The sequence below is a fragment of the Parafrankia sp. BMG5.11 genome (assembly GCF_004337455.1).
Genome location: NZ_SJXI01000007.1, coordinates 37968 through 62169, shown reverse-complemented (window position 1 = coordinate 62169; position 24202 = coordinate 37968). Strand labels below are relative to the sequence as shown.

General features: G+C 74.7%; 9 protein-coding genes. 4 read left to right on the top strand and 5 right to left on the bottom strand.

What is annotated here, in order from left to right:
- Window positions 1-203 precede the first annotated feature (203 nt).
- On the top strand, window positions 204-2339 hold the full coding sequence (locus tag E0504_RS05325; RefSeq protein WP_112107912.1) for a hydantoinase/oxoprolinase family protein: 2136 nt from the start codon (window positions 204-206) through the stop codon (window positions 2337-2339).
- Window positions 2340-2608: 269 nt separating this feature from the next.
- On the opposite strand, the gene E0504_RS05320 is transcribed toward E0504_RS05325, so the two are convergent.
- Window positions 2609-3724 carry a thiamine-phosphate kinase gene (locus E0504_RS05320; RefSeq protein ID WP_131622246.1) on the bottom strand — a complete coding sequence of 372 codons (1116 nt, stop codon included), beginning with the start codon at window positions 3722-3724 and terminating at the stop codon, window positions 2609-2611.
- A gap of 436 nt (window positions 3725-4160) precedes the next feature.
- Between E0504_RS05320 and E0504_RS05315 the strand changes: the two genes are divergently transcribed.
- Window positions 4161-5636: an acetamidase/formamidase family protein gene (locus E0504_RS05315; protein WP_131622244.1), complete on the top strand. Its 1476-nt coding sequence runs from the start codon at window positions 4161-4163 to the stop codon at window positions 5634-5636.
- A gap of 81 nt (window positions 5637-5717) precedes the next feature.
- Here E0504_RS05315 and E0504_RS05310 read toward each other — a convergent pair whose 3' ends face one another.
- On the bottom strand, window positions 5718-13658 hold the full coding sequence (locus tag E0504_RS05310; RefSeq protein ID WP_131622243.1) for an AAA domain-containing protein: 7941 nt from the start codon (window positions 13656-13658) through the stop codon (window positions 5718-5720).
- Between the two features lie 339 nt (window positions 13659-13997).
- On the opposite strand from E0504_RS05310, the gene E0504_RS05305 reads away from it, so the two are divergent.
- Complete coding sequence (locus tag E0504_RS05305; RefSeq protein ID WP_131622241.1) at window positions 13998-17441, top strand: UvrD-helicase domain-containing protein; 3444 nt, start codon at window positions 13998-14000, stop codon at window positions 17439-17441.
- A 102-nt stretch (window positions 17442-17543) separates the two neighbouring features.
- Here the strand turns inward: E0504_RS05305 and E0504_RS05300 are convergent, their stop codons facing one another.
- Complete coding sequence (locus tag E0504_RS05300) at window positions 17544-19004, bottom strand: pyridoxal phosphate-dependent aminotransferase family protein (protein ID WP_243657428.1); 1461 nt, start codon at window positions 19002-19004, stop codon at window positions 17544-17546.
- 537 nt (window positions 19005-19541) lie between these two features.
- Here E0504_RS05300 and E0504_RS05295 point away from each other — a divergent pair.
- The gene (locus tag E0504_RS05295; protein ID WP_020458633.1) at window positions 19542-20279 is read left to right on the top strand and encodes a class I SAM-dependent methyltransferase; all 738 of its coding nucleotides are present in this window, start codon (window positions 19542-19544) and stop codon (window positions 20277-20279) included.
- 43 nt (window positions 20280-20322) lie between these two features.
- On the opposite strand, the gene aat is transcribed toward E0504_RS05295, so the two are convergent.
- Both aat and E0504_RS05285 read right to left on the bottom strand, forming a co-directional pair.
- Window positions 20323-21294, bottom strand: a complete 972-nt coding sequence (gene aat / locus E0504_RS05290) for a leucyl/phenylalanyl-tRNA--protein transferase (RefSeq protein ID WP_131622239.1) — start codon at window positions 21292-21294, stop codon at window positions 20323-20325.
- Complete coding sequence (locus tag E0504_RS05285; protein ID WP_373693868.1) at window positions 21285-23840, bottom strand: putative bifunctional diguanylate cyclase/phosphodiesterase; 2556 nt, start codon at window positions 23838-23840, stop codon at window positions 21285-21287. Before E0504_RS05285 ends, aat begins: the two co-directional genes overlap by 10 nt.
- Between the last annotated feature and the right edge of the window lie 362 nt (window positions 23841-24202).

Here is a 24202-nt window from a genome sequence, read left to right as displayed (position 1 = left end):
ACGGACCCGGTTCGCGTCGGCCGTCCGGTGCAGAGCGCGAGGTCTTGTGACGCCCGTCCGGAGCTCCCGGTGCCAGGCTCGCGCCCGACGTTCACCGGCCGATCGGGAGGCCCGGCGCCGTCGCTCTGGGTGACTGCCTGCCGGAGGGTGGCGGGCGCGGGAGTGAGCACGTCAGGGGAGCCGTCAGAGGGGTGGAAAGCCGAGTGGTCGATCACGAGGAGTCATCCGCCGGCCGGGTCCGTCCAAGCGGCAAGATCCGCCTTGGGGTGGACGTCGGCGGCACCTTCACCGACCTGGTCGCCGTCGACCCGGACGGCGCGGTGCGGTTCGCCAAGGTTCCCTCGGTGCCCGTCGACCCGTCCGACGGAGTGCTCGCCGCCCTCACCGCCGCGGGGCTGGACGGACCACTCGTGGGCACGTTCGCCCACGGCACCACCGTCGCCACGAACGCGCTGCTGGAGCGGGCCGGTGCCCGCACGGCCCTGGTGACCACCCGCGGGTTCCGGGACGTGATCGAGATCGGCCGGCAGAACCGGCCGTCGCTCTACGACCTGACCCTCGACCGGCCGCCCGCCCTCGTCCCGCGCGAGCTGCGCTTCACCGTGGCGGAACGGTGCGGCCCGCACGGGGTGCTCGAGCCGCTGCGGGCCGCCGAGGTGGACCGGGTCGTCGAGGAGGTCGCGGCCGTCCCCGGCCTCGACGCGGTCGCCGTGTGCCTGCTGTTCTCCTTCGCCCACCCCGACCACGAACGCACCGTCGCGGCCGCCCTGCGCGCCCGGCTGCCCGGGGTCACGGTGGTGGCCTCCAGCGAGGTCCTGCCGGTCTTCCGCGAGTACGAACGGTTCACCACGGCCGTCGCCGACGCCTACCTGACCCCGCGGCTGTCGTCCTATCTGCGGGCGCTCGAGCGGCGCTGCGCCGCCCGGGACGTCACCGTCCCGATGATCATGCAGTCCTCGGGCGGGGTCACCGAGCTGGCCGAGGCGGCCGGCCACGCCGCCCGCTGCGTGCTCTCCGGGCCGGCCGGGGGAGTGGTCGGCGCCGCGTACGTGGCCGGCCTGTCCGGCGTGCGCGACCTGCTGACCTTCGACATGGGCGGCACCTCCACCGACGTGGCGCCGGTCCTCGACGGCCGCGCGCTGACCACCTCCGAGTCGGTGCTCGCCGGGGTACCGATCGTGCTGCCCACCGTGGACGTCCACTCGGTCAGCGCCGGCGGCGGGTCGATCGCCTGGGTCGACGCCGGCGGCGCGCTGCGCGTCGGCCCGCGCTCCGCCGGCGCGGACCCGGGACCGGCCTGCTACGGCCGCGGCGGCACGCGGCCCACGGTGACCGACGCCGACCTCTGCCTCGGATACCTCGCCGACGGCGCCGGGCTCGGCGGCGAGGTCACCCTCTCGCGGGCGGCGGCCGAGGCCGCGCTGGGCGCGCTGGGCGCTCCCCTCGGGCTCTCACCGGTCGAGACCGCCGCCGGGGTGGTGGCGGTCGCGGACGCCGAGATGACCCGTGCCCTGCGCGTCGTCTCCGTGGAACGCGGCCTCGACCCGCGCGAGCTCGTGCTGGTCGCCTTCGGCGGAGCCGGTGGGACGCATGCCTGCGCGCTCGCCGAGGAGCTCGGGATGACCAGGGTCCTCGTCCCGCTCGCGGCCGGCGTCCTCTCCGCGCTGGGCCTGGCGATCGGCGACGTCCGGCGTGACCACGCCCGCCCGCTGATCGGCCGTCTGGGCGAGGTCGACCTGGCGGCCGCGTTCGCCGACCTCGTCGCGAGCGCCGACCTCGCGGCAGGCGCCGGCCTGGCCGGGGGCCACGATTCCGCGGGCGCGGTCGTGCTCCAACACCGGCTGGACTGCCGCTACGTGGGGCAGTCCCACGAGCTGACCATCGACGTGGCGGAGCCCGGGGGCGGCGGCAGCGAGGCCGCGGGCGGCGGTGGTGCGGCAAGCGGCGGTGGTGCGGCGGGGGCCGGCGGGCTCGTCGACGCCGTCCGTGCTGCCTTCGAGGCCGAGCACCTGCGCCGCTACGGGCACATCGCGGCGGGCCGCGAGATCGAGACGGTGGCCGTCCGCCTGGTGGTGACCGTGCCCGGGCCCAGACCGAGACCGGTCGCCCCGCGCCCCGACCCCACGGCGCGCCGCGGCCGGCGCCGGGCCTGGACGGACGGCGCGTGGCACGAGATCGACGTGATCCCCCGGGCGGCCCTCGGACGGGGAGACACGGTGACCGGCCCGGCCGTCGTGGAGTTCGCCGAGGCGACCTGCCTGCTCCGCCGTGGTTGGACCGGCGTCGTGGACGACATCGGGACGATCGTCCTCACCCACACGACGCCGTCCGCCGTCTGAACCCGTCCGCCGTCCGCCGTCTGACGGAGTCGGGTGGGCGGCGCTGGATTGTTTGACGGGTATCCAGCGAACGGGAACAGGGTCGGGGTGTGGGCCGTTACTATGAACAGCGCCGGTCCGTATCATGGCCCCCGGACCCAAATTGAGTCGCTACGTGCGACATCGCGCCGCGAGGCGACCTGGCGGGCCGGCGCCCTAACACGTTGCGCCCCGTCCTCTCTCCAGAGGACGGGGCGCCGTCGTGTCCGGGGGTTGTCGAGCCCGCGGGCTCAGGTGGCCTGGCGGAAGTGGTCCCATCCGGTGCCCCGCCGGTAGTCGAGCCCGCCGACGAGCACCCCGTGACCCGCGCCGCGGTCATCAGGCCGGGTCCCGTCCGGGCCCACATGGGCGGGGACGGCCAGTACCCGTCCGATGACGACGCAGCCGGCCGGGAGCAGGGCGGTAGGAGCAAGGCAGGCGACCAGCGCGTGGTCGTCACCTCCAGTGAGAACCCAGGTCAGCGGATCGGCGCCCAGCACCGCGGCGGCGTCCCGGATCGGTCCGGGCACCGGCAGCGCCGTGGGGTCGATGTCGATCCACACGGCGGAGGCCGCCGCGACATGGCCGAGATCGGCGAGGAGACCGTCCGACACGTCGCACATCGCGTGCGCCCCCGCCGCCGCGAGCAGCGGGCCGAGCGCGTAGGGCGGGTGGGGCCGCCGGTGCGCGTCCACAACCTCGGCGTGCGCCCGCAGGATCTCGGGGGGGAGCTCGGTGGCGCGCAGGAGGGCGAGGCCGGCCTCGGCCCATCCGATCCGTCCCGCCAGCACCACCCGGTCGCCGGGGCGGGCGCCGTCCCGGCGGATCGGGGCTCGTCCGGCGAGGTCGCCGAGCGCGGTGATCCCCAGCACGATCCCGGCGGCCGAGCTGACGTCGCCGCCGGCCACGGACGCGCCGACCAGCGCGCACTCGTCACGCAGGCCGTCGGCGAGCTGCTCGGCCCAGGCGACGGGCAGCTCGCCGGGCGCGGCGAAACCCACCACCAGGGCGGTCGGGCGCGCGCCCATGGCGGCGACGTCGGCGAGGTTCTGCGCCGCCGCCTTGCGCCCTGTGTCGTACGCGGAGGACCAGTCGCGCCGGAAATGCCGACCCTCGACGAGCAGGTCGGTCGTGACGACCACCCGTCCGTCGGGAGCGGCCACCACCGCCGCGTCGTCACCGGGCCCGAGCAGGACGTCCGCCCCGACGGGGAGGCGTCGGGTGATCGCCCGGATCAGCCCGAACTCACCGGTCTCCGCCACCGTCGGCCCGTTGCCGGTGTTGCCGGTGTTGCCGGTGTTGCCGGTGTTGCCGGGGTCGGTGGTGTCGTCGGTGCTTTCGGTGTCCGGCTGGCCGCGTGTGCTCATTGTGGAGCCACGGTAGTCGGCCGGTCCTCGTCTCCGGTGCGTGTCTGGACGTTGGCTGACGTCTTCCGCCGGACCCGGATCGGGGCCGTCGGGCCCCGCCCGCGTGACGAACAGCAGCCGCCGGATACCGGCGCGTGCCCCTCTGGTACCCCTTCCGTGGGCTCCTCACCGGGTGACGCGCGGCGCTGAGCTGGAGCTGAGCGAGGGCTGGACCGCGACTGCAACATCCAGGACATCTCGGCGTCATGTCGCGCTGCGACTCTGACGCGCGTGCAGCGCCCCCACCGCCACCGTCTGCGACCGGCCCCTACCGAGGCCGCCGTCGCCGTCCGGTCGTCCGCTGTCCCGTCCGCCGGTGCGCCCTCCGATCCGGAGCGCCGAGCGACGACCAGGACGATTCCGGCCTACGCCGGTCGCCGGCACGGGTAGAACGCGAGTGGCCCTGCAACCCGGACGAGGAAAGATCGAGGGCCGGCACTATCTGCCCTCCACCCCCGAGACAATCAGCTGGGGTGCCCTCCCGACCGCGCGGACGCGGCCGGTCCTCAGCATCGACCCCGGCACGACCGTCACCATCGACACCGTCAGCCAGGAAGGGATCCTCGAGGACCAGGGGCGGGACCCGGACACGTTCTTCCGCGGTTTCGGCGTGGCGCCGTCCGAGGTGCTCGAGGACGCGCGGGCGATCGCCGCGTCCGGGATACCGCACCGCTTCGGCCGCGACGGCGCGCACATCGTGACGGGCCCGGTGTACGTCCGGGGCGCCGAACCCGGCGACGTGCTGCGGATCGACGTCATCTCACTGCACCCGCGCGCCCGCTACGGCGTGATCTCCACCCGGCACGGCGCCGGCCTGCTCGCCGGCGAGTTTCCCGAGACCCCGGCACCCGACCTCGACGCCGACGCCCGGCGCTGGCAGGCATATCGGACGGACACGTCCTTCTGCGCGGTCGAACGCCGCCGCGGCCGGCTCTTCGGATCCATGCCGAGCGGCCGCGACACCCGGATCCGCTTTCCGCTCAACCCGTCGCTGGGCATCATGACCGTTGCCGCGGACGTCCCCGACGGCCCGGTCGCCTCCGACTCGGTGGGCCGGCACGGCGGCGCGCTGGACTGCCGTGATCTCGGCCCGGGCTCACATCTCTACCTGCCGATCCAGGCACCGGGCGCGCTCTTCGCCGTGGGTGACCCCCACTACGCCATCGGCGACGGCATGATCGGCGCGACCGCGCTGGAAGGTCCGCTGCGAGCCACCCTCCGCCTGGTGACCCTGCGGGACGCGGCGGCCCGGGCCGCTCTCGGCTCACTGCGGGAGCCGTTCATCGAGACCGACGAGCTGTGGATAACGTCGGGATTCGACCCCGATCCGCGGGAGGCCCTGCGCCGGGCGGCCCGCGCGGCGGTGATGTTCCTCCAGACGAAGGTCGGGCTGGACCGGGCGGCCGCGGTCGCTTACCTGTCCTCGGCGGCGGACTTCGGGGTCGGCCGGCTGGCGGGCGGCCCGGAATCCGGGTACTGCCGCATCCGGCGCGCGGACTTCAGCGAGCCCACACCGGTGAAGGCCCGACTGCCCCGAGCCGGTTTCGCCCGCATCGTCGGCGGCACGGACGGCGACACCGACCGCGACCATGACACCGACCGCGACCATGACCATGATGCCGGCCGCGGCGGTGACGGTGACCTCGACGTCGACCGTGGTCATTATGGCGGTGGTGACCATGGCGGTGGTGGTGACCATGGCGGTGACGAGGCCCGCCTCCCGGAGCAGAACCACGTTTCTGACCGGGACCGTGCCCCTGAGCGGGACCGCGACCAGGAGCGGGACCGCATGCGCGACGCCCCGCCGCCCCAGCCTCTGGAAACCCCCACCGACGACGGGGCCGCCTCCATTACCCGGGGCCCGGCCGCCTGACCGGAGAGGCCTCTCAATACAAGCGTGGCGGGTGAGTGAGCGTATGGACTCATTCACCCGCCACGCATTTATCGGGGTTGGTTAGGCGTCGTCTAGGCCTTCTTGGTCGGAGAGGGGGATGGGGCGCCAGCGCTGGCGACGTTCGTCGGGGTCGGAGTGGACGGAGGGCACGCCGCCGACCGGGGGAAACGAGCCCGCCATCATGCCGTTCTGCGGGACGTTCGGGAGGCCGGCCGCCCCGTCCGGTGCGACTGGCCCGAATGCTCCGGCCGCCGCGCCGGTCCCGCCAGCCGCCGTGGTCCCGCTGGGCGGCATGCTGCGGCTGGACGATGTGGTGTCGCCGGGTGTCGGGGTCCCGCCGGGTGCCGTGGTCCCACCGGGCGGCATGCTGCCGGTGGGGGATGGCATCGCGTTGGGCGGTGCTGATCCACCGGGGGTTGCCGCCCAGTCGATGCGCGTCAGATCGTCGAGGGGCTCCGGTGCGCTGGGGCGCGCCGGTCCGCCGGCCTGGGGTGAGCTCGAGGGAGTCCTCCCGCCGGGGGAGGCGGCATCGCCAGGCAGTGACGGTGCGTTGGGCGAGAGCGATACGCCCGGCCAGGAGTCCGGACCCGGGTAGATGTGCGGGACGCCCGGGAACCCGTTCGGGGCGGTCCCGACCGATGCCCAGCCGGTCGGTGACCCGCCGGAGGTGGGCCATCCCGCGGTCGCCGAGTTCGGCGTGGCCGCGTTCGCCGGTGGGGTGGCCGAGGTCTGGGTGCTCGGAGTCGGGCCTCCGGCCGGTCGTGATCCGGGGGTCTGTGGTTCCGAGGCCGCCGCAGCGGCGGCCTGGCCCGAGCCGGGTGTGCCGCTCAGCAGGGGTGCCCCGTTCGCGCCGGGTGAGCCGGACGGGCCGGGTGCCGCGATTGGGCCGGACGGGCTGGTCGAGCCGGCCGGGGCCGGGGGCGCGGTGCTGGGCAGGGCCGAGTCGGTCCGAGGGTCCCAGGAGGCTCCCGCGGCCCCGGGAGCGAGGTCCGGGTCGGTGGCCCCGTGGCCCGTGATGCCCGGGCCCGCGAGTCCGGAGCCGTGGGTGCCCCGGCCCACGACACCCAGCCCGAGGACGCTGAGGCCCGCGTCGCCGACGTCCGTGTTGCCGCGGTCCGCGTTGCCGGTGCCCCCTGATCCAGGGCCGGTGGCGCCGATGCCTGCCTCGCCCAGGCCAGCGGTGCCGGTGCCCGCGCCGATGCCCCCGCCCGGCTGGGCGGTGCCCGAGCTGCCCGCGTCCCGACCCGACGGCTCCGCCGGTGTGGCGGTCGAGCGTGCGTAGCCGTGGAAACCTGTCGCTGAGGGGTCGCTCTGGGGGGTTGGCCCCGAGCCCGGACCGAACGTGGCCGGGCTGGCCGGCGCCGGCGGCGGCACGGACGCCGACGGCGGTACGGACGCCGGCGCGGCCGCGGGCGCCGCCGGCGCCGGCGGTACGGGGCTCGCGTAGGCGGGGGCGGCGAGGAGCTGGGTCACCAGCATCGCCGGATCCGGCTGATCGGAGACCGGCGGCGCGAGCGCCACCGGGATGGTGGGGGCGATGCCGGCCGCGGCGAGCCGGGGCCACAGCGGGGCGAGCGCCGCCTCCGGGTCGATCTCGAACTCCGAGCGGCGGACCCGCCAGATGCGCCAGCCGACCCGGCGCAGCTCGCGTTCGCGGGTCAGGTCCCGCTCGACGTCCTCGGTGGAGCGGGTCGCGTCGCCGTCGCATTCGACGGCGAGCCGGGCGCGGCCGCCGGAGACCACGAGGTCGAACCGCCGGCCGTTGATCTCGACCTGCGGGGTGACGTGGTATCCGCGTGAGCTCAGCGCCAGGAACACCCGCTGCTCGAAGAGCGAGTCGAACCTGGGGTGCGGCAGCACCGGGCTCACCTCGGACGGCGAGAGCGGGGTCGCCATGATCGCCATCGGCGCCGACACCGAGTGCGCGAGGACGTAGCTGAGGTAGCTGTGCCGCAGGTCGCCCGGGTCCAGGTCGGCGGTGGAGACCGAGTGGAACAGCCAGACCTGGTCCCGGGCCCGGGACGCGGCGACGTTGAACCTGCGCTGGTACTCCAGCCTGGTCAGCGAGGTGGTGGACGTGCCTGGCGCGATCACGAGCGACAGGAAGACCACGTCCCGCTCGTCACCCTGGAAGTCCGGAGGCGAGCCCACCCGCAGGTGGCGCCGCAGCTGCTCGGCCGCGGACATCCGGGCGGACAGCTCCGAGCGGATCAGCTCCGCCTGCGCGGTGCCCTGCAGCACGACGATGCCGAAGCTCAGCCCCCGGTAGCGCGGGTCCTCGGCGCAGTTGAGCACCTGGGTGACCAGCGCCTCGGCCTCGATCGGGTTGCGCGGGCCGGCGGGGGTCGAGGTGGTGTAGGCGTGCGGCACGAACTGCGCGCGCAGCGGGGCGAGGCGGTCCGCGCCGAACTGCCGCAGCGGGACGAGCGGGGCGTCCCGGTAGAACATCGCCGACGACCACTCGATGATCTCCGGCATGCACCGGAAGTGCTCGCGCAGCCGGACGACGTCCCCGAACCGGGTCCGCAGCAGCGAGAACAGGCTGGACCGCGGCGTGAAGCCCACCCGAAGCCAGCTCGGGATGTCCGGCAGGAGGGTGTCGAGCCTGGTGAAGACGGGTTCGAGCTCCTCGACGGACGCGTCCGGCGGGGTGCACTGCCGGTCGTCCCCGACGACGATCACCCGGGGGGCCAGCCACAGCAGGAAGAGGCTGTCCAGGCCGGCCTGACTGCCCTCGTCCACGATGACGACGTCGAAGCTGTCGCGTACCGCGGGGATGGTCGACAGGACCTCGCTGATCGGCATCACCCAGGCCGGGACGGCGGTCTGCGCGATGCGCATGGCCTCCCGGGCCGCCTGCCGGTAGCGCTCGGCGTGGCGTCCGGTGAACCGGCCGCCGGCGGCCATGGCGTCGGCGTAGGCGCGCAGGGCGGCGGACTGCTCGGTGCCCATCCGCTCCAGGCAGTGCTTCCAGGCCAGGGCGCCGGCCAGCTCGGCGGTGGCGGAGGCGACCAGCTCGTCGGCGGCGTCCAGGTCGGCGTCGAGGTCGGTCTGGTCGACGGCGCGGACGCGGGCCAGCCAGGTCGCGGCGACGGCGTGCGACCAGGCCCGGCCGAACGACTCCATCCGCTCCGGCCCGACGCCGTTGAGGCCGACCCCGGTCATGCCGAATCCGCCCGCACCGAATCCGCCCGTACCGGATCCGGCCGTACCGAATCCGCCCCCGCTGAATCCGCTAGCCGCGAAACCGCCTGCCGAGAAGGCGCCCGCGGCGAATCCGTTCGGGCTGTTCCAGCCGCCTGCGCCGCCCGCCGCGGAGCCGTGACCGCCCCATTCCGGGTTCGGGTTTCCCGCGGTGAGGTTGCCCAGCGCGAGCAGGTCGGCGAGCAGGGGATGTGCCTCCCGGACACGTCCGAGCAGCTCGGCGCGACGGCGGGCCCGCGCGCGGCCGTTGAGCGCGCCCGCCGTCGCCTCCAGGGCCGCCACGTACTCGGCGGGGTCGCGCGCCTCGACCGCGATCGCGAGCAGTGCCAGCTCCGGGACGGCGTCGGGCTGGCCGGCCGCCGCGACGAGGTCGGCGGTGAGGTCCCGCAGCTGGGTGCCGGCGACCGTGGCGGACTGCCGCAGCCGATGGGCGTTCACGGCGGCGCCGACGTCCGCGCAGGACGTGGGCGAGTCGAGCGTGATCGTCTCCACGCCGAGCGCGTCGAGCAGCGCCGCGAGCCGGTCGCGTGCGGCGACGGCGACGTCGATGGCCCGTGCGGCGTCCTGGGCCTCGGTGAGCCGGGCCAGACGCACCTCCAGCTCGACGGCGGGATCGGGGGCGACGCCCAGCAGCGACCACGCCCGGGTGGCGGCCTCGAGGGCCACCTCGGCCCGCAGCCGGCACAGGGCCAGATCGAGCAGCTCGGGGGAGCGGGGCGTGACGCCGTCGACGGTGGTGCCGTCAAGGAGCAGACCGGCGTCCTTCTGCGCCTTTGACCGGAACAGTCGGCGCAGCGAGCCGCCGGCCTCCATGTGCTCGCGCAGCGCCAGCGCGGACGACAGCAGCCCGGTCAGGTCGCGGCCCGGACCCTCGCCGCCGGTGGGGAGCTCGACCCGGTGCAGGCCGAGCTCGACCACCGCCTGGCTGGCCTCCGCGATCGCGGGTGCCGCGGCAGCGACCTTCGTCCACAGGACGGCGGCCCGCCCGGCGAAGGCGTCGGCGAGGGCGTCGGCGACCCACTGCTGGCGGACGGCCCGCCGGCCGACGGCATCGAGGGCACGCCGCACGTCGTCGGCGCCGGCCGCCATCCGTTCCGCCGCCTCGTCGCCGGCCCGGGCGAGCGCGTCGGCGATCACGGGCGCCATGAGCACGGCCTGCCGGCTCAGTGCGTCCTCAGCGGCCTTCGCGGCTGTCAGCGCGACCCGCTCGATGTGCGCGAGGACGGACAGTTCGGAGCGGGTGGGCAGCTCGCCGAGCTCCGGCGGGAGGCCGAACGCCCGCTGCTCGCGCAGGGCGGACAGCGCCAGCGCGGAGGTGATCGGGGAGGGCACGGTCGGCGGGTCCGAAGGCCCGCCGCCGGATCCGAGCAGCCCGGTCGATCCGCCGGCCGGTCCGAAGCCCTCCGCCTGCCCCGAGCGGTCTGCCCGTCCTGAGCCGTTCGCTGGCCGTGAGCCGTCCGCCGGCGTCGGCTCCTCGGCCGGCGTGGATTCGCCACCCGCGGTAGCCGACCCGTGGGGCGCGCCGGGCCCGCCCGCAGTCTCCGAGGCGCCGTCGACCGCCTGGCCCGGCCGTGCGGTCTCACCGGGCTGTCCGGCCCGACTGGGCCGTGCGGTCTCACCGGACTGTGTGACCCGGTTGGACTGTTCGGTCCGGCCGGGTTGCACGGTCTGGCCGAGCGGGGTGCGCTGGCCCGGTGGGGCCAGGCGCGCCGCCGGGCCGAGCACGAGCGGCGAGGTGGGCGGCGCGGCGGACGTGTCGCCGAACCCGGCGAACCCGCCCTGCCGGGAGGACGCCGCGTCGGCGGCGGCGCGGCCGGGTGGGGTGGCGTCCGGCGCGGTCAGCAGCTGCCAGAGCTCGGCGGCCTCCGCGTCGGTGATCGGTGGACGCGGCCAGCCGCCGCCCTCCGGCCCCGGCACGGGCACCGGGATCCAGCCGTGCTCGGCGGCCTCGTCCCGCAGCCGGGCGGCGATCTCCGCCCGGGTGCCCGACCAGCCCGGCCCGACCTCGTAGGTGCCGTGGCGGCGCCACTCCGCCGCTCGCCGGGCCGCGACCGCGGTCGAGATCCGGTCGCGTTCCGCGACAGCGGAATCCCGGCGTGAGCGCGCCGTCCGGATCCGCTCGTCCTGCGACCCGGCGTCGTAGACGGCCTTCTGCGCGGCCAGCGCGCTCACGCTGGTGGCGAGCTCGCCCGCGCCGCTCTCGGCGCTGTCGGTGAGCGAGACGCACAGCCGGCGCAGCTCGGGCGGGAGCTTCTCCTGCAGCACCCGCAGGGCCTGGCCCTTCTGACTGGTCACCAGGACCCGGCGGCCCTCGGCCAGCAGCGCGCTGATCAGGTTCGCGATGGTGTGCGTCTTGCCGGTGCCCGGCGGGCCCTCCACGACGACGCCGTTGTCCATGCGCAGCCGCCGCATGACCCGCGCCTGCTCAGGGCTGATCGGCAGCGGCGAGAGCCACTCCTCGGCCTCCGCGGGACGTCCGGACTCCGCCGGTTCGCGGTGCCGCCCGGCGCCACGCTCACCCGGGGCGGCGGTGATCGCGCGCGGGCCCGGTCCGGCGCCCGGGCCGGGGTCGGGGCCGTCGCGGGAGGCGAGCCACGCCAGCCGTTCGGAGGTGTCCAGGGTCTCGACGAGCTGGGCCAGGCCCAGCGGCGGACGACCGTCGCCGCGCAGCGCGTCCAGCATCTGCTCGTAGTAGTTGAGCAGCGCGGCGTGCCCGCGCGAGCGTAGGACGAGCGCCGGCGCGAGCGTTACGGCGGCGCTCGGCCCGGCCGGGCCAGGCGGCGGCCAGCCCGGACGGTACCCGGCGGTCGTCCCGTCGACGGCGAGGGTGAGCCAGTCCCGCAGCAGGCGCTCGTCGTCGGCGCCCAGCGGGGCGGCGTCCCGGGAGCGCAGGCGCTCGTGCAGCGCGTTGGTCCGCTCGGGCCGGAACGCGGGGACGCCGTCGAGGAACGCGCTGTCCTCGAGCCGGGTGGACGTGCCTCCCGGCACCCGCAGCCGGACGGCGGACGTCATCGGGTCGACCTCGACCACCAGCCGGGTGACCAGCAGGTGCCGGCGGACCGGGCGCGGCAGCCACCAGGTGAGCAGGCCGGTGGCGAGCACCAGCTCCAGGGTGTCGCCCTCCTGGGCCAGTCGCTGCGCCACCCCGTACAGCGTGGTGTGCAGGTGACGCCGGTCGGCGTCGGCCCGGGCCCGGGCACTCCACACGTGCCAGGCCCGCGCCCACTCCGTGAAGGCGGCCTGGACGTCGGCGGGTACCTGCTCGGCCTCGTCCTCGATGCCGTCCTCGATGCCGTCCTCGACGCTGGCAGCCCCGGAGCTGCCGGCCTCGCCGCCGGTCGGCTGGCTGGCGGTCGGCTGGTCGCCGTCTTCGTGGCCGCGGGTCTCGTTGTCGTCCGACCCGTGGCCGGCTGCGCCGTGGCCGTCGGTTCCCTTACCGTCGGTTTCGTTGCTGCCGGCCTCGCCGGGGCCCGCCCCGGTCCGCGGCTCGCCGTGGCCGGGCTCGCCCGGGGCGGCGGTGTGCCCGGTCCCGTCGGGGCTGACGCTGTTCGGGCCGACCCCGTTCGGGCCGACGCCGTTGTGAGCAGACCCGTTGTGACCAGACCCGTTGGAGCTGATGCCGTTCGGGCTGATTCCGGTGAACTTGATGCCGTTGAAGCCGGCCCCCTTGGGGCTGGCGCCGTTCGATCTGATCCCGTTGGGGCTGCCACCGTCTGTCGTGCCTGGCACGACGACGCCGTTGCTGGTGCCGGCTCCGTTGCGGGTCGGGCTGTTCGTGGGCGGCCCGTCGCCGGGGGCCTTCCCGCTCGTCTCGGCGGCACCGCTCGTCTCGGCGGCACCGCGCGGTTCGCTGTTACCCGCACCGCCGTCGGCCGGCTCGGTGGCCGGCGCCTGCGCGCCGTCGCTGCCGGCGCCGGCTGATCCGTCCGGTGCCGGTGCCGGTGGCTGCTGCGGCTGCGGTGGTAGGGCGAGAGGCGGGGGTGCGGGCTTGGCGGGTGCCGGAGTCGGGCGGGGCGGGGGGTCGTAGACGAGTACCGGCGTGGCGGTCAGGTCGATGTCGGCGGGTGGCACCGGGCCGTGCAGGACGATTCCCGGGTTGGGCAGGCCCGCGGCGAGGCCGCCGCCACGCACCGGCAGCCGCACCCGTCCGCGCAGGATCTCGGGCAGCGGTGGGGCCGGCGGCAGCAGCGCCGCGGCGGGTGCCTCGAGGAGCACCTCACCGGCGCCCGCGTGCTCGAACAGGGACAGGCCGGCGGGGAGGTCGGCGAGCCAGATCACCAGCGGGTTGTCGTCGACGTCGACGACCTGTTCGGACTGGGAGACGGCCACCTCGTGCAGGAACCGGACGAGCCGGTGGCAGCGGTCGCTCAGCGCCGCGTTCCGCTCGCGCAGGGTGGCGGCGCGCTGCTCGGCGTCCGCGGCGGCGGTTGCCCTGGCCTCCGCCTCGGCGGCGCTGACCGCCTCGGCTGCTGCGTCCGCGTCGGTGGGTACCCCCGGGCCCGTGGGCGCGCCGGCGTTCGGATCACTCGCGGCCAGGCCGCCGTCGGTGGCGTCGCTGGCCCCCGTGCCGCGGGTGCCGGCCGCGGCCGCGTCCGCAACGGCGGCAGCGGCGCGGGCGGTGCTCCGGGCCGCGGCCCGGGCCGCGCGGGTCATGCCGCCGTCCGTGGTCATGCTCCGGGTGTCCACGGCTCGGGTCTCCGAGTGCCGCGCGTCCACGTGCCGGGCGTCCGAGTGCCGCGTGTCCGCCTGCCTCGCGTCCGCCACTCCCGAATCCGCTGTTCCCGAGTCCGTCGTCATATCTCTCCCCGATTCCGGCCGGCGAGTGCCGGCGTCGGAACTCGCGACAGGACATCGCGGATGTCCCGTCTCGTGCGTTCCAGGACCGGTACGCCCGGTACCGGAACTCGTGCAAGCCTCCCGGACGAATGCGGACGACGCGGTCGCGACCCGCGGATATCGGTGCTCATCCGCATGCACAGTTGGCCCAGGGGGTGTGGCGATCCGGGGCGATGGCCCCCGGAACCGGGGCAGCCCGGCCCGACGCGCCCCGCCCGGGCCGCTTGTTCGTGGGATCCGGCGTGCTCTCCGGCGTGCCGTGACCGGCCCCGGGGCCCGGATGCGACAACATACGCATCCGTGAGGTCACGGTTCTTTGCCGACACCCACGTGCACTCCAGGTACTCGCGGGCCTGTAGCCGCGACTGCGACCTGGAGCATCTGGCGTGGTGGGCGGCCCGAAAAGGCATCCGCGTCGTCGGGACCGGCGACTTCACCCATCCGGCCTGGTCGCAGGAGCTCACGACCAAGCTGGTGCCGGCGGAGCCGGGACTGTTCCGGCTGCGTCCCGACCTGGAGCGTGACGTGCTCGCGACGCTGCCCGCGTCGTGCCGCACCGCGACCCGATTCATGATCTCTACGGAGATCTCCACCATCTACAAGCGAGGCGACCGTACAAGGAAGGTTCATCACCTCCTCTACGCGCCCGATCGCGAATCGGCCGGTCGGATCACGTCCGCACTGGCCCGAATCGGCAATCTCTCCGCAGACGGACGGCCCATCCTCGGCCTGGACTCCCGTGACCTGCTCGAGATCACGCTCGGTGCCGGCGAGGGCTGTTACCTGATCCCCGCGCACGTGTGGACGCCCTGGTTCGCCGTGTTGGGCTCAAAATCCGGGTTCGACGCTGTCGAGGACTGCTACGCCGACCTCGCCGAGCACGTCTTCGCGCTGGAGACGGGCCTGTCGGCGGACCCGGAGATGTTCTGGCGGATCTCCGGGCTGGACCGCTACCGGCTGGTCAGCAACTCCGACGCGCACTCCCCGCCGATGCTTGGGCGGGAGGCCACCGCCTTCACCTGCGAGCCCGACTACTTCTCGATCCTCAGTGCGCTGCGCACCGGCGACGGGTTCGGTGGCACCGTCGAGTTCTTCCCCGAGGAGGGGAAGTACCACCACGACGGCCACCGCAAGTGCGGAGTGGCGCTGACGCCGGAGCAGACCCGCGCGGTCGGTGGCATCTGCCCCGAGTGCGGGCGTCCGCTCACGGTGGGCGTACTCAACCGGGTGGACACGCTCGCCGACCGCACGGAAGTGCACCGACCTGACACGGCGGGTGACGTCACGTCGCTGGTGGCCCTGCCCGAGATCGTCGGCGAGATCCTCGGAGTCGGGCCGAAGAGCAAGTCGGTGGCGACGCAGGTCAGCACCCTCGTCTCCCGGCTCGGCCCCGAACTCGGCATCCTCTCGGACGTCCCGCTGGACGCGATCGCGGAGGTGGGCTCGCCGACGCTGGTCGAGGGCATCGGACGGCTGCGCCGGGGCGAGGTGATCCGCCAGGCCGGCTTCGACGGCGAGTACGGCGTCATCCGGCTCTTCCAGCCCGACGAGCTCACCGCCGACGCGGGCACGCTGTTCGACCTCGGCACGCCCGGCCTCGCGACGGCGCCGCAGGCCGGCATCCGCCGGGGCCGTGGCGCCGGCCGGGGCGGCACCGCGCTCGCGCCCGGTGCCGCCGAAGCAGCCGAGGTCCCCCAGGCCGCCGGAGCTACCGACGTCGCCAAGGTCACCGAAGCCGGTGACCTGTTCCCGGGCGATGACGCGGTGGAGCGCAGCGGCCCGCCGTCGGTGCTCGACGGGCTTGATCCCGACCAGCGGCGCGCGGCCGAGCACGTCGGCGGGCCGCTGCTGGTCCTCGCCGGCCCCGGCACCGGGAAGACCCGCACGCTCGTGCACGCCATCGCGCACCGGGTCCGTGAGCTCGGCGTGCCCGCCGAGCAGTGCCTGGCGGTCACGTTCACCCGCCGCGCTGCCGGCGAGCTGCGAGAACGGCTCGATGTTCTGCTTGCGCCAGGCCCGGCCGGGACGCGTGCTGAGAGCACACCCGCGGACGGCACGCCCACAGATGCGGCGTCCACGAGCGGTGCGGCCGTGGACGAGGCACCAGGAGACACGGGGAGGCCCGGTGCCGGCGCGCTGGCGACGACTTTCCACGGCCTCGGCCTGCTGATCATCCGGGAGCAGCATGTGGCGCTCGCGCGGGCGCCACGGGTGCAGGTGGCCGACGACGCCATCCGCGGGGAGCTGATCGACGAGGCGATGCACGGGACCGACGGTCCCGAGGCGCGGCGCCGTGCCGCGGCGGAGCTGGCCGAGCTCAAGCGGCAGCGCGCCCTGGGGCGCACCTACCGGGACCACGCGCTCGCCGGGGTGCTCGCCCGCTACGACGCCGCACTGCGTGATCGCAACATGGTCGACCTCGACGACCTGCTCACGCTGCCGTTGGGGCTGCTGCGGTCGAACCCGGACCTGGCGGCCGAGTACCAGCGGCGCTGGCGGCACGTCTGGGTCGACGAGTTCCAGGACATCGACGAGGTGCAGTACGGCCTGCTGCGCGAGCTCTGCCCGCCCGCGGCCGACCTGTGCGCGATCGGCGACCCCGACCAGGCGATCTACAGCTTCCGCGGCGCCGAGGTCGGCTTCTTCCTGCGCTTCGAGCAGGACCGTCCCGGCGCCCGGCGGGTCTCGCTCACCCGCAACTACCGCTCGACGCCCACCATCGTCAGCGCCGCGCTGGACGCCATCGCGCCCACCACCTTCGTGCCCGGCCGCGAGCTGCGCGCGGTGACCGGCCTGGACGAGGACGGCCCCGTCGTCGTCCGGCAGTGCGCGAGCGAGGCCGAGGAGGCCATCGCCGTGGCCGACCTGATCGAGGAGGCCCTCGGCGGCACCTCGTTCCACTCCCTCGACTCGGGCGTGGACGGCTCGGAGCGGGGCCGGCTGTCGTTCGCCGACATCGCGGTGCTCTACCGGACGGCGCGCCAGGCCGAGCCGGTGATGGACGCGCTGGTGCGCCGCGGGTTCCCGTTCCGCCAGCATGCCCACACCCCGCTCGCGGACGTCCCGGCCGTCGCCGCGGTGCTCGCCCTGCTGCGCGATCGCCGTGACACCGCGCCCCGTACGGTCACCGCGCTGCTGCGGGACGCGGCCGCGCGGCTCACCGACCTCGCCGCGGCCGCCGGCACCGAGCTCGGCACCGCTGCCGCCCTCGCGCCCGGTGTCGCTCGGCCCGGCGGGGTCCCGGCGGGACGGCTGCCGAGCGAGGCGGAGATCCGACGCGCCGCGGAGCTGCTCGCCCCGGCGGCCGCGGTCGCCGGGGACGATCTCGGCGCGTTCCTCACCTCGGTGACCCTGGCGACGGAGGTGGACGGGCTCGACCCGCGGGCGGACCGCATCTCCCTGCTCACGCTGCACGCGTCCAAGGGGCTGGAGTTCGGCCTCGTCATCATCGTCGGCTGCGAGGACGGCCTGCTGCCGCTGCGCTGGGGTGGGTCGAGCCCGTCGGCCGACGCCGAGGCGGAGGAACGGCGGCTGCTCTTCGTCGGGATGACCCGGGCCCGCCGCCAGCTCGTCCTCACCCATGCCGCCCGGCGCCGGCGCGGCGGCGACCTGGCCGACACCGGCCCGTCGGCGTTCCTCTCCGCCATCGACGGACGTCATCTCGACAAGCGCACGCGGGCCGCGCAGGGCACAGCCGCCGCCGCACGTCGCCGGTCAGCCGGCCGCCAGCTCCGCCTGATCTGACGGCGCGGCGGCTGCCCGATCTGACGGCCGGGCCAGCCGCGTCTGACGTGACGGACGCGGCTGGCCCGGGGCGTATCCGTCGGGCCAGCCGCGCCCGGGCGGTCAGCCGATCCGGGCGAGGGGGAAGCGCCGCGCCGCCGCGTCGAGGACGTCCAGGAGGGTGTCGATCTCGGCGTCGGTGTTGGCCGCGGTCACCTGGATCCGCACCCCGACCTGCTCCCGGGGCACCAGCGGAAACGGTGCCACCGTCACGTAGATCCCGCGCTCGTAGAGGAAAGCGCCGAGCGCGTCGGCCCGCGCCGGGTCGGTCAGCGGGATCTCGATGATCGGGTAGCCGGAGGTGTTCAGCGTGGTCAGCCCGAGCGCGCGGATCCCCGCCAGCAGGCGGGCGGTGAGGCCGTACAGGGCCACCCGCGCCCGCTCGCCCCGCTCGGCGTTCACCCGCAGCCCGACCTGCGCGGTCGCCAGCGAGGCGACCGGGGGCGGGCCGGAGAAGATGTACGGGTTGGCCATCGTCTTCAGGAAGTCCTTGAGCTCGGTCGGGCATGTCGCGAACGCGAGCAGCGAGGAGTAGGACTTCGAGAACCCGCCGACCAGGATCAGGTCGTCGTAGCTCTGCCCCAGGTGCCGCACGATCCCGTTGCCGCGCAGGCCGTACGGGGTGGGCTCGTCCGGCGCGCGCTCGCCGATGACCCCGAAGCCGTGGGCGTCGTCGACGTACAGGACGGCCTCGTACGCCCGGACCAGCTCGAGCAGCTCTGCCAGCGGCGGGCCGTTGCCCGTCATGCTGTTCACCCCGTCGATCGCCACGACCCGGGGATAGGTGGTACATGCCCGCAGCCGGCGTTCCAGCCGATCGAGCCGGTCCTCCCGGAAGCGCCGGACGGTGGCGCCGCGGCCCAGCGCCATCGTGGCGCCGTCATGCACCGAGCTGTGCGCGTGCAGCTCGACGAACAGGGTGCCCTGGCCGACGAGTGCGGGCAGCACCGACAGGTGGATATGGCTGATGGTCGGGAGTAACAGCGTGTCCGGCGCGCCGAGAAGGTCCGCCAGCGTCTCCTCGATCTCCACGAACAGTCGTGGATTAGCGATGATGCGTGACCAGCTCGGGTGGGTTCCCCAGAGATCCAGATACTCCGGAACGGATTCGATGATCTCTCGGTCGAGATCGAATCCGAGATAGTTGCAGGACGCGAAATCGATCAGCCAACGGTCGCCGATGCGAATGCGCCGGCCGTCGATCTCGTCCACCCGCGAGTCGTAGAACGGCGACTGGCGGCGCATGTGGTCCATCTCCGCCATGACGCCGTAGGGCCGGGCCAGGACGTGGCGGATGCCTGCGCCGGCGTGGGCCTGCGGGCGCCCGGCAGGGGGAGTCCCGGTGTGACTGGGGGTTCCGGTTCCGGTTCCGGGTGCGGGCCCGGGCGGCGCCTCGTGGGCGGCCGGCGCCGCGGGGTCGGCCAGGTGCGGGGAGAGCGGTTGCGGGGAGATCTGTTGCGGAGAGAGCGGTGTTGTTACAGATGCCGTCTGGACGGTGGTGGGTGGTGCCGGGACGTCGATCATTGGCCTGCGGACCGGTTCGCTGGACGGGGGCAGGGATTCCGAGGTCTGCGACACCGGCTTCCTACTTCCGGTCGCAGGTCGGGCATGCGGGCATCGGCGCCATCGCCGTCACCGGCCTTTCAGGATCGCCGGAAACATTCTCTCCGGGTCACGGGAAACGAAAGAAACGACGGAGTGCCGCCCGGTGCGCCGTGAATCGTATTGTGAAGATCGTGGCGCACGGCGAAGATCTATGTCTGCACATTAGCTCGGAGAAGGGGCTTTTTCCACCGATGGCGAAGATTCCCCCGCTCTGCGCCGGTCGACCGGGCGAGGCCGGTGGGCCGGCTGCTCTGATCGGGGGCCGGCTGCGCCGGGCGCCGCCACGGGCGGACAACCCTGTGGGGGCACAGTGTTATCGTCCCCGGCATGTCCGAGACCGCGTCCGCCTCGAGCCGCCCGACGTCGAGTGCGCCGGCTTCGAGCACGCCAGCTCCGAACACGTCGACGTCGAGCGCGTCGACGTCCAGCAGGCGGGCGTCGGGGGACCGGCCCGCCGTGCGCGACCTGCCGTACTCCGGCTTCGGTCTCTCCCGGTCGGTCACGCTGTTCCGCGCGCACCGCAAGGAGCCGGTCGACCCGGCCGGTTTCTACTCGCTCATCGCGGCCGACTCCGTCCGCCAGCTCCGCCGGTACACGACGCTGTCCGGCCAGCTGGTGCTGGATGTCGGCGGCGGCCCCGGTTACTTCCGGTCCGCGTTCCTCGACGCGGGCGCCAGGTACTACTGGGTCGAGCCCGACGTCTCCGAGATGGAGGCCGGTGGTCTCGATGTGCCCGGCCGGATCCGCGGGAGCGCGCTCGAGCTGCCGTTCCGGAGCGACTCGATCGACCTCTGCTACAGCTCGAACGTGCTTGAGCACGTACCCGACCCGTGGCGGATGTGCTCGGAGCTGGTGCGGGTGACCCGCCCCGGCGGGCTGATCTTCCTCAGCTACACGAACTGGCTCTCGCCGTGGGGCGGGCACGAGACGGCGCCGTGGCACTACCTCGGTGGTGACCGCGCCGCCGACCGCTTCGAGAAGCGGCAGGGCCGCCCGCCGAAGAACCGGTTCGGCCAGACGCTGTTCCCGGTGTCCGTCGCGGGCACCCTCGCCTGGGCCCGCCAGCGCTCCGACGTGGTCGTCGTCGACGCGATGCCGCGCTACCTGCCGGACTGGGCGAAGGCCATCCTGCGTGTCCCCGGCGCTCGTGAGGTTGTCACCTGGAACCTCGCCATGCTCCTGCGCAAGATCTAGTGTTTTAGCGCCCTGCCAGAGCCCCGACCTCCGGGCCCGGCCGTCACCGCGCGGCCCGGCCCGGGTCGGCGGGCTCCCCGGGCGGCGCCGGTGGGCGTCTCGGGGGGCGGGTCTCGGCGGGGCCCGGCTTGCGCGGCGGCGCCAGGCGGGAGACGGGCAGCCGGTCGCAGACCATCCGCGTCTCGTCGTCCCGGACGGCCCGCAGCGTCGCGAGGAACTCCGCGCGCGGCACCTCCCGGGCCCCGAGTGTCGTCAGGTGCGCCGTCGTCAGCTGGACGTCCAGCAGCGCGCCGCCGGCCCGGCCGAAACGGTCGAGGAAGTCGACCAGCGCGACCTTCGAGGCGTCCGAGGCCCGGTGGAACATGGACTCGCCCATGAAGACCTGTCCGACCTGGACGCCGTACATCCCGCCGACGAGCGCGTCGCCGTCCCAGATCTCGACGCTGTGTGCCCAGCCGAGGGCGTGGAGCCTGGCGTAGCCCTCGATCAGCTGCTCGGTGATCCACTGGTGCGGCCCGTCGCGGCGGCAGGCCCGGACGACGTCCACGAAGCACTCGTTGAGCGTGCTGGTCCAGGTGCTGTTGCGCATCCGGATGATGAGTGAGCGCCGGATCCGCATCTCGCCCGGCGCGAGGACGGTCCGCGGGTCCGGGCACCACCAGGGCGGGTCCACGTCGTCACCCGGGCCGTCACCGGCGGCACCAGCCGCGCCGGCGGCGGCCGCACCAGCCGCACCAGCCGCACCGGCGGTGCGTTCGGGCACGTGGCCGATGAGCGGGATGACGCCGCGCGCGGCCGCCGCGCGCAGTGCTCCGCGCAGCTCGGCCGCCTCGGCGAGGTCGTCCGCCGGCCAGGGGAAGGCCCCGCGGCGGTAGGCGCCGATCAGCGCCGGGGGGGTGAGCCCCCCGCCCGCCGCCACCGGTCCGTAGGCGGCTGCCCGCTCCAGGTATGGCTCGAGCAGGGGATGATCCCAGCCCGACCGGGGGGGTTCGGGTAGCGGCGGGGTCAGCCCCACAGCTGGCCCGCGGGGGTTCGCGCGCCGGTGCCGCCGTCATCGTGATCGTCGATCTCGGCCGCGATCCTGGCCGCGGCCTCCGCCGTGGCGGCAGCCTCCGCCTGTGCGACCGCCTCCGCCTGGGCAAGGGCTTCAGCCTGGGCCACCGCGACCGTCTCGCCCGCAGCCTCCGCCGAGGACACATCGACCACCTCAGCTGCCACCTCCGCCGCCGCCTGCGCTGTCGTCGTGGCCTCCGTCGTCGCCTTTGTCGTCGCCTCGGCGGCGGCCGCGTCGACCGCTGCCCGGACGACCGGTGACGACAGCATCGCCGTGACCTCGTCCGCGGGCCGCGGGCGCCCCAGGAAGTAGCCCTGGGCGACGTCGCAGCCGTAGTTCCGCAACTTGTCGAGCGCGCTCGCGCTCTCCACGCCCTCGACCACGATCCGCAGGCCCAGGGCGTGCGCGAGTCCGACCGTCGACCGGACGATCGCCTCCGCCTTCGCGCGGCGCAGCCCGGATCCGTCCTCGAGTCTCGTCACGAACGACTTGTCCATTTTCAGCATGTCGACCGGAAGCTCCTGGAGGTACGCCAGCGAGGAGTAGCCCGTGCCGTAGCCGTCGACGGCGATCTGCACGCCGAGCTCGCGCAGCTCGCCGAGCACCGCCGCGGTGCGTACCCGGTCCAGCATCAGCGTCGTCTCGGTGATCTCCAGCTCGAGCGCGGACGGCAGCAGCCCGTACTGGGCGAGCAGCCCGCGCACCTGGTCGGGGAACGCGCGGTCGAGCAGGTCGGAGGCGGAGAGGTTCACCGCGACGGCGACCTCCAGGCCGGCCTCGCGCCACCGCCGGCACTGGGCGAGCGAGGTCTCGAGCACCTCGATCGTGAGCATCCGCATCAGGCCGGCCTGCTCGGCCAGCGGCACGAACGACTCGGGCGTCAGCAGGCCGCGGGTGGGATGGCGCCACCGCACGAGGGCCTCGACGCCGTGCGACCTGCCCGAGGCGAGCTCGACCTTGATCTGGTAATGGACCTCGAGCTGACCGGTGCCCAGCGCGGCGCGCAGCGACTCGATCATGTCCAGCCGCAGCAGCGTGTTCACCTCGGCGCCGGGGCGGTAGTACTCCACCCCGGTCCGGCCGGACTTCGCGCCGTACATGGCGACGTCGGCCCGCTGCAGCAGGGTCTGTGCGTCGGCGGCGTGGTCCGGGTAGAGCGCCGCGCCGATGCTCGCGCCGACGTGCAGGGTCATCCCGCCGACCTCGAAGGCGCCGGACAGCGCCACCAGGACGCGGTCGGCCACCCGCCGGGCGGCGTCGGTGTCGGCGTGCTCCAGCAGGACGGCGAACTCGTCCCCGCCGAGCCGGGCGTGCAGGTCGCCGGGCCGCAGCGCCCCCGCGATGCGGGACCCGACCTCGACGAGCAGCGCGTCGCCCACATGGTGGCCCAGCGAGTCGTTGATCTCCTTGAACCGGTCGAGGTCGAGCAGGAGCAGCGCGAACGAGTCCCCGTCGGCGATGTTCCCCTCGAGCGTGGACAGGCGCTCGATGAACCCGCGCCGGTTCGTCAGGCCGGTGAGGTCGTCGGTGCGGGCGAGCACCTTGCTCTCGGCGAGCTGCTGGACCTCGACGAAGGTCATCGCCGCCCGGGCCAGCGCGGTGAGGACCGTCGCCGCCGCGAGCACCACGGTGAGCAGCGGAAGATCCATCATGGACCCGATGACCAGCAGCGCCAGCGCGAGGACGGTCAGCACCAGCGGTACCGCGATCACGCTCCAGCCGGACATCCGCGCGGGCTTCCGCCAGGGCTGGCGCTGCCAGGCGGCGAACGCCGGGGCCAACAGGGAGAGCACCCAGACGATGTCCAGCAGGCCGCCCGGCGCGTAGTCGCCGTCCGCCATCAGCACGAACACGCACGAGTCGGCGAGGGCGAAGCCGACGAGCCCGCCGCCGAGCAGCCACCACACCCGGCCGGGATGCCAGCGCAGCAGCCCGAAGACCGTCACCACCAGCAGGACGAGGAGCAGGTCGGCGAGCGGGTACACCAGGCCGACCACGACGGAGGAGATGTCCGCGGGGCCGTCCGTGGTGAGGCGCGCGCCGATGCCGCTGCTGAGCGCGGCCACCCCGAGCACACCGACCAGCGCGTCGAGCCACACGCTCGCGTGGAACCGCAGCACCCGCTGGCGCAGCAGCAGGATGACGGCCACGTAGCAGGCCGGATAGAAAAGCAGCCAGCCGACGTCCGCCGCCGACACCTCGACCGCCGCCCCCTCGGCCGGGCCGCTGACCGCGAGACTGAAGTAGACGCTGGCCGCGCCGTAGCTGATGATCCCCGCGCCGAACAGCGCCCAGGGCAGCCGCTCACCGCGCAGCAGGACGGCACGCAGGATGCACAGCAGCCCCGAGACGAGCGTGACGAAGGACCGCAGCGCGACGACGGCGGGTTCACTTCCCCGCGTCCCGGTGATCGTGACTGCCACGAACAGCACGGCCGCGAGCAGCAGCAGCATCTGCGCCAGGCGGATCAGGCGGAACCTGCGTGGCGCCGGCGGCGAGATCGTCAAGCGTCACCTCGCCGGATCCGGGCCGGCCGGCCGGGAACCGGCCCGCCGCGCACGGTGGTGACGGGCTGCTGGACCAGGTGGCGTCGAGTACAGGAGAGGTCTCCTCCCCACCTTGGCGCCCTGGCCCGGCTGACGGCGCACTGACGCGCGCGCCCGGGCGGGCATCGCGGAAGCGGCGCTGTGACCGACATGACTGGGCCGGTCTCGGCGGCCGGACCGCTCTCGATGGGCGCGGCCGGCGCGCGGGCGTGCACGGCACACCCGGGCCGGTCTCGGCCCGGTCGTAGGGGGATCGCACCCGCGGCGGGTGGGCCGCCGGCACCGCGGGGCGCCGGGGCGCGGGCCGTGGCACCCCCAGGCGC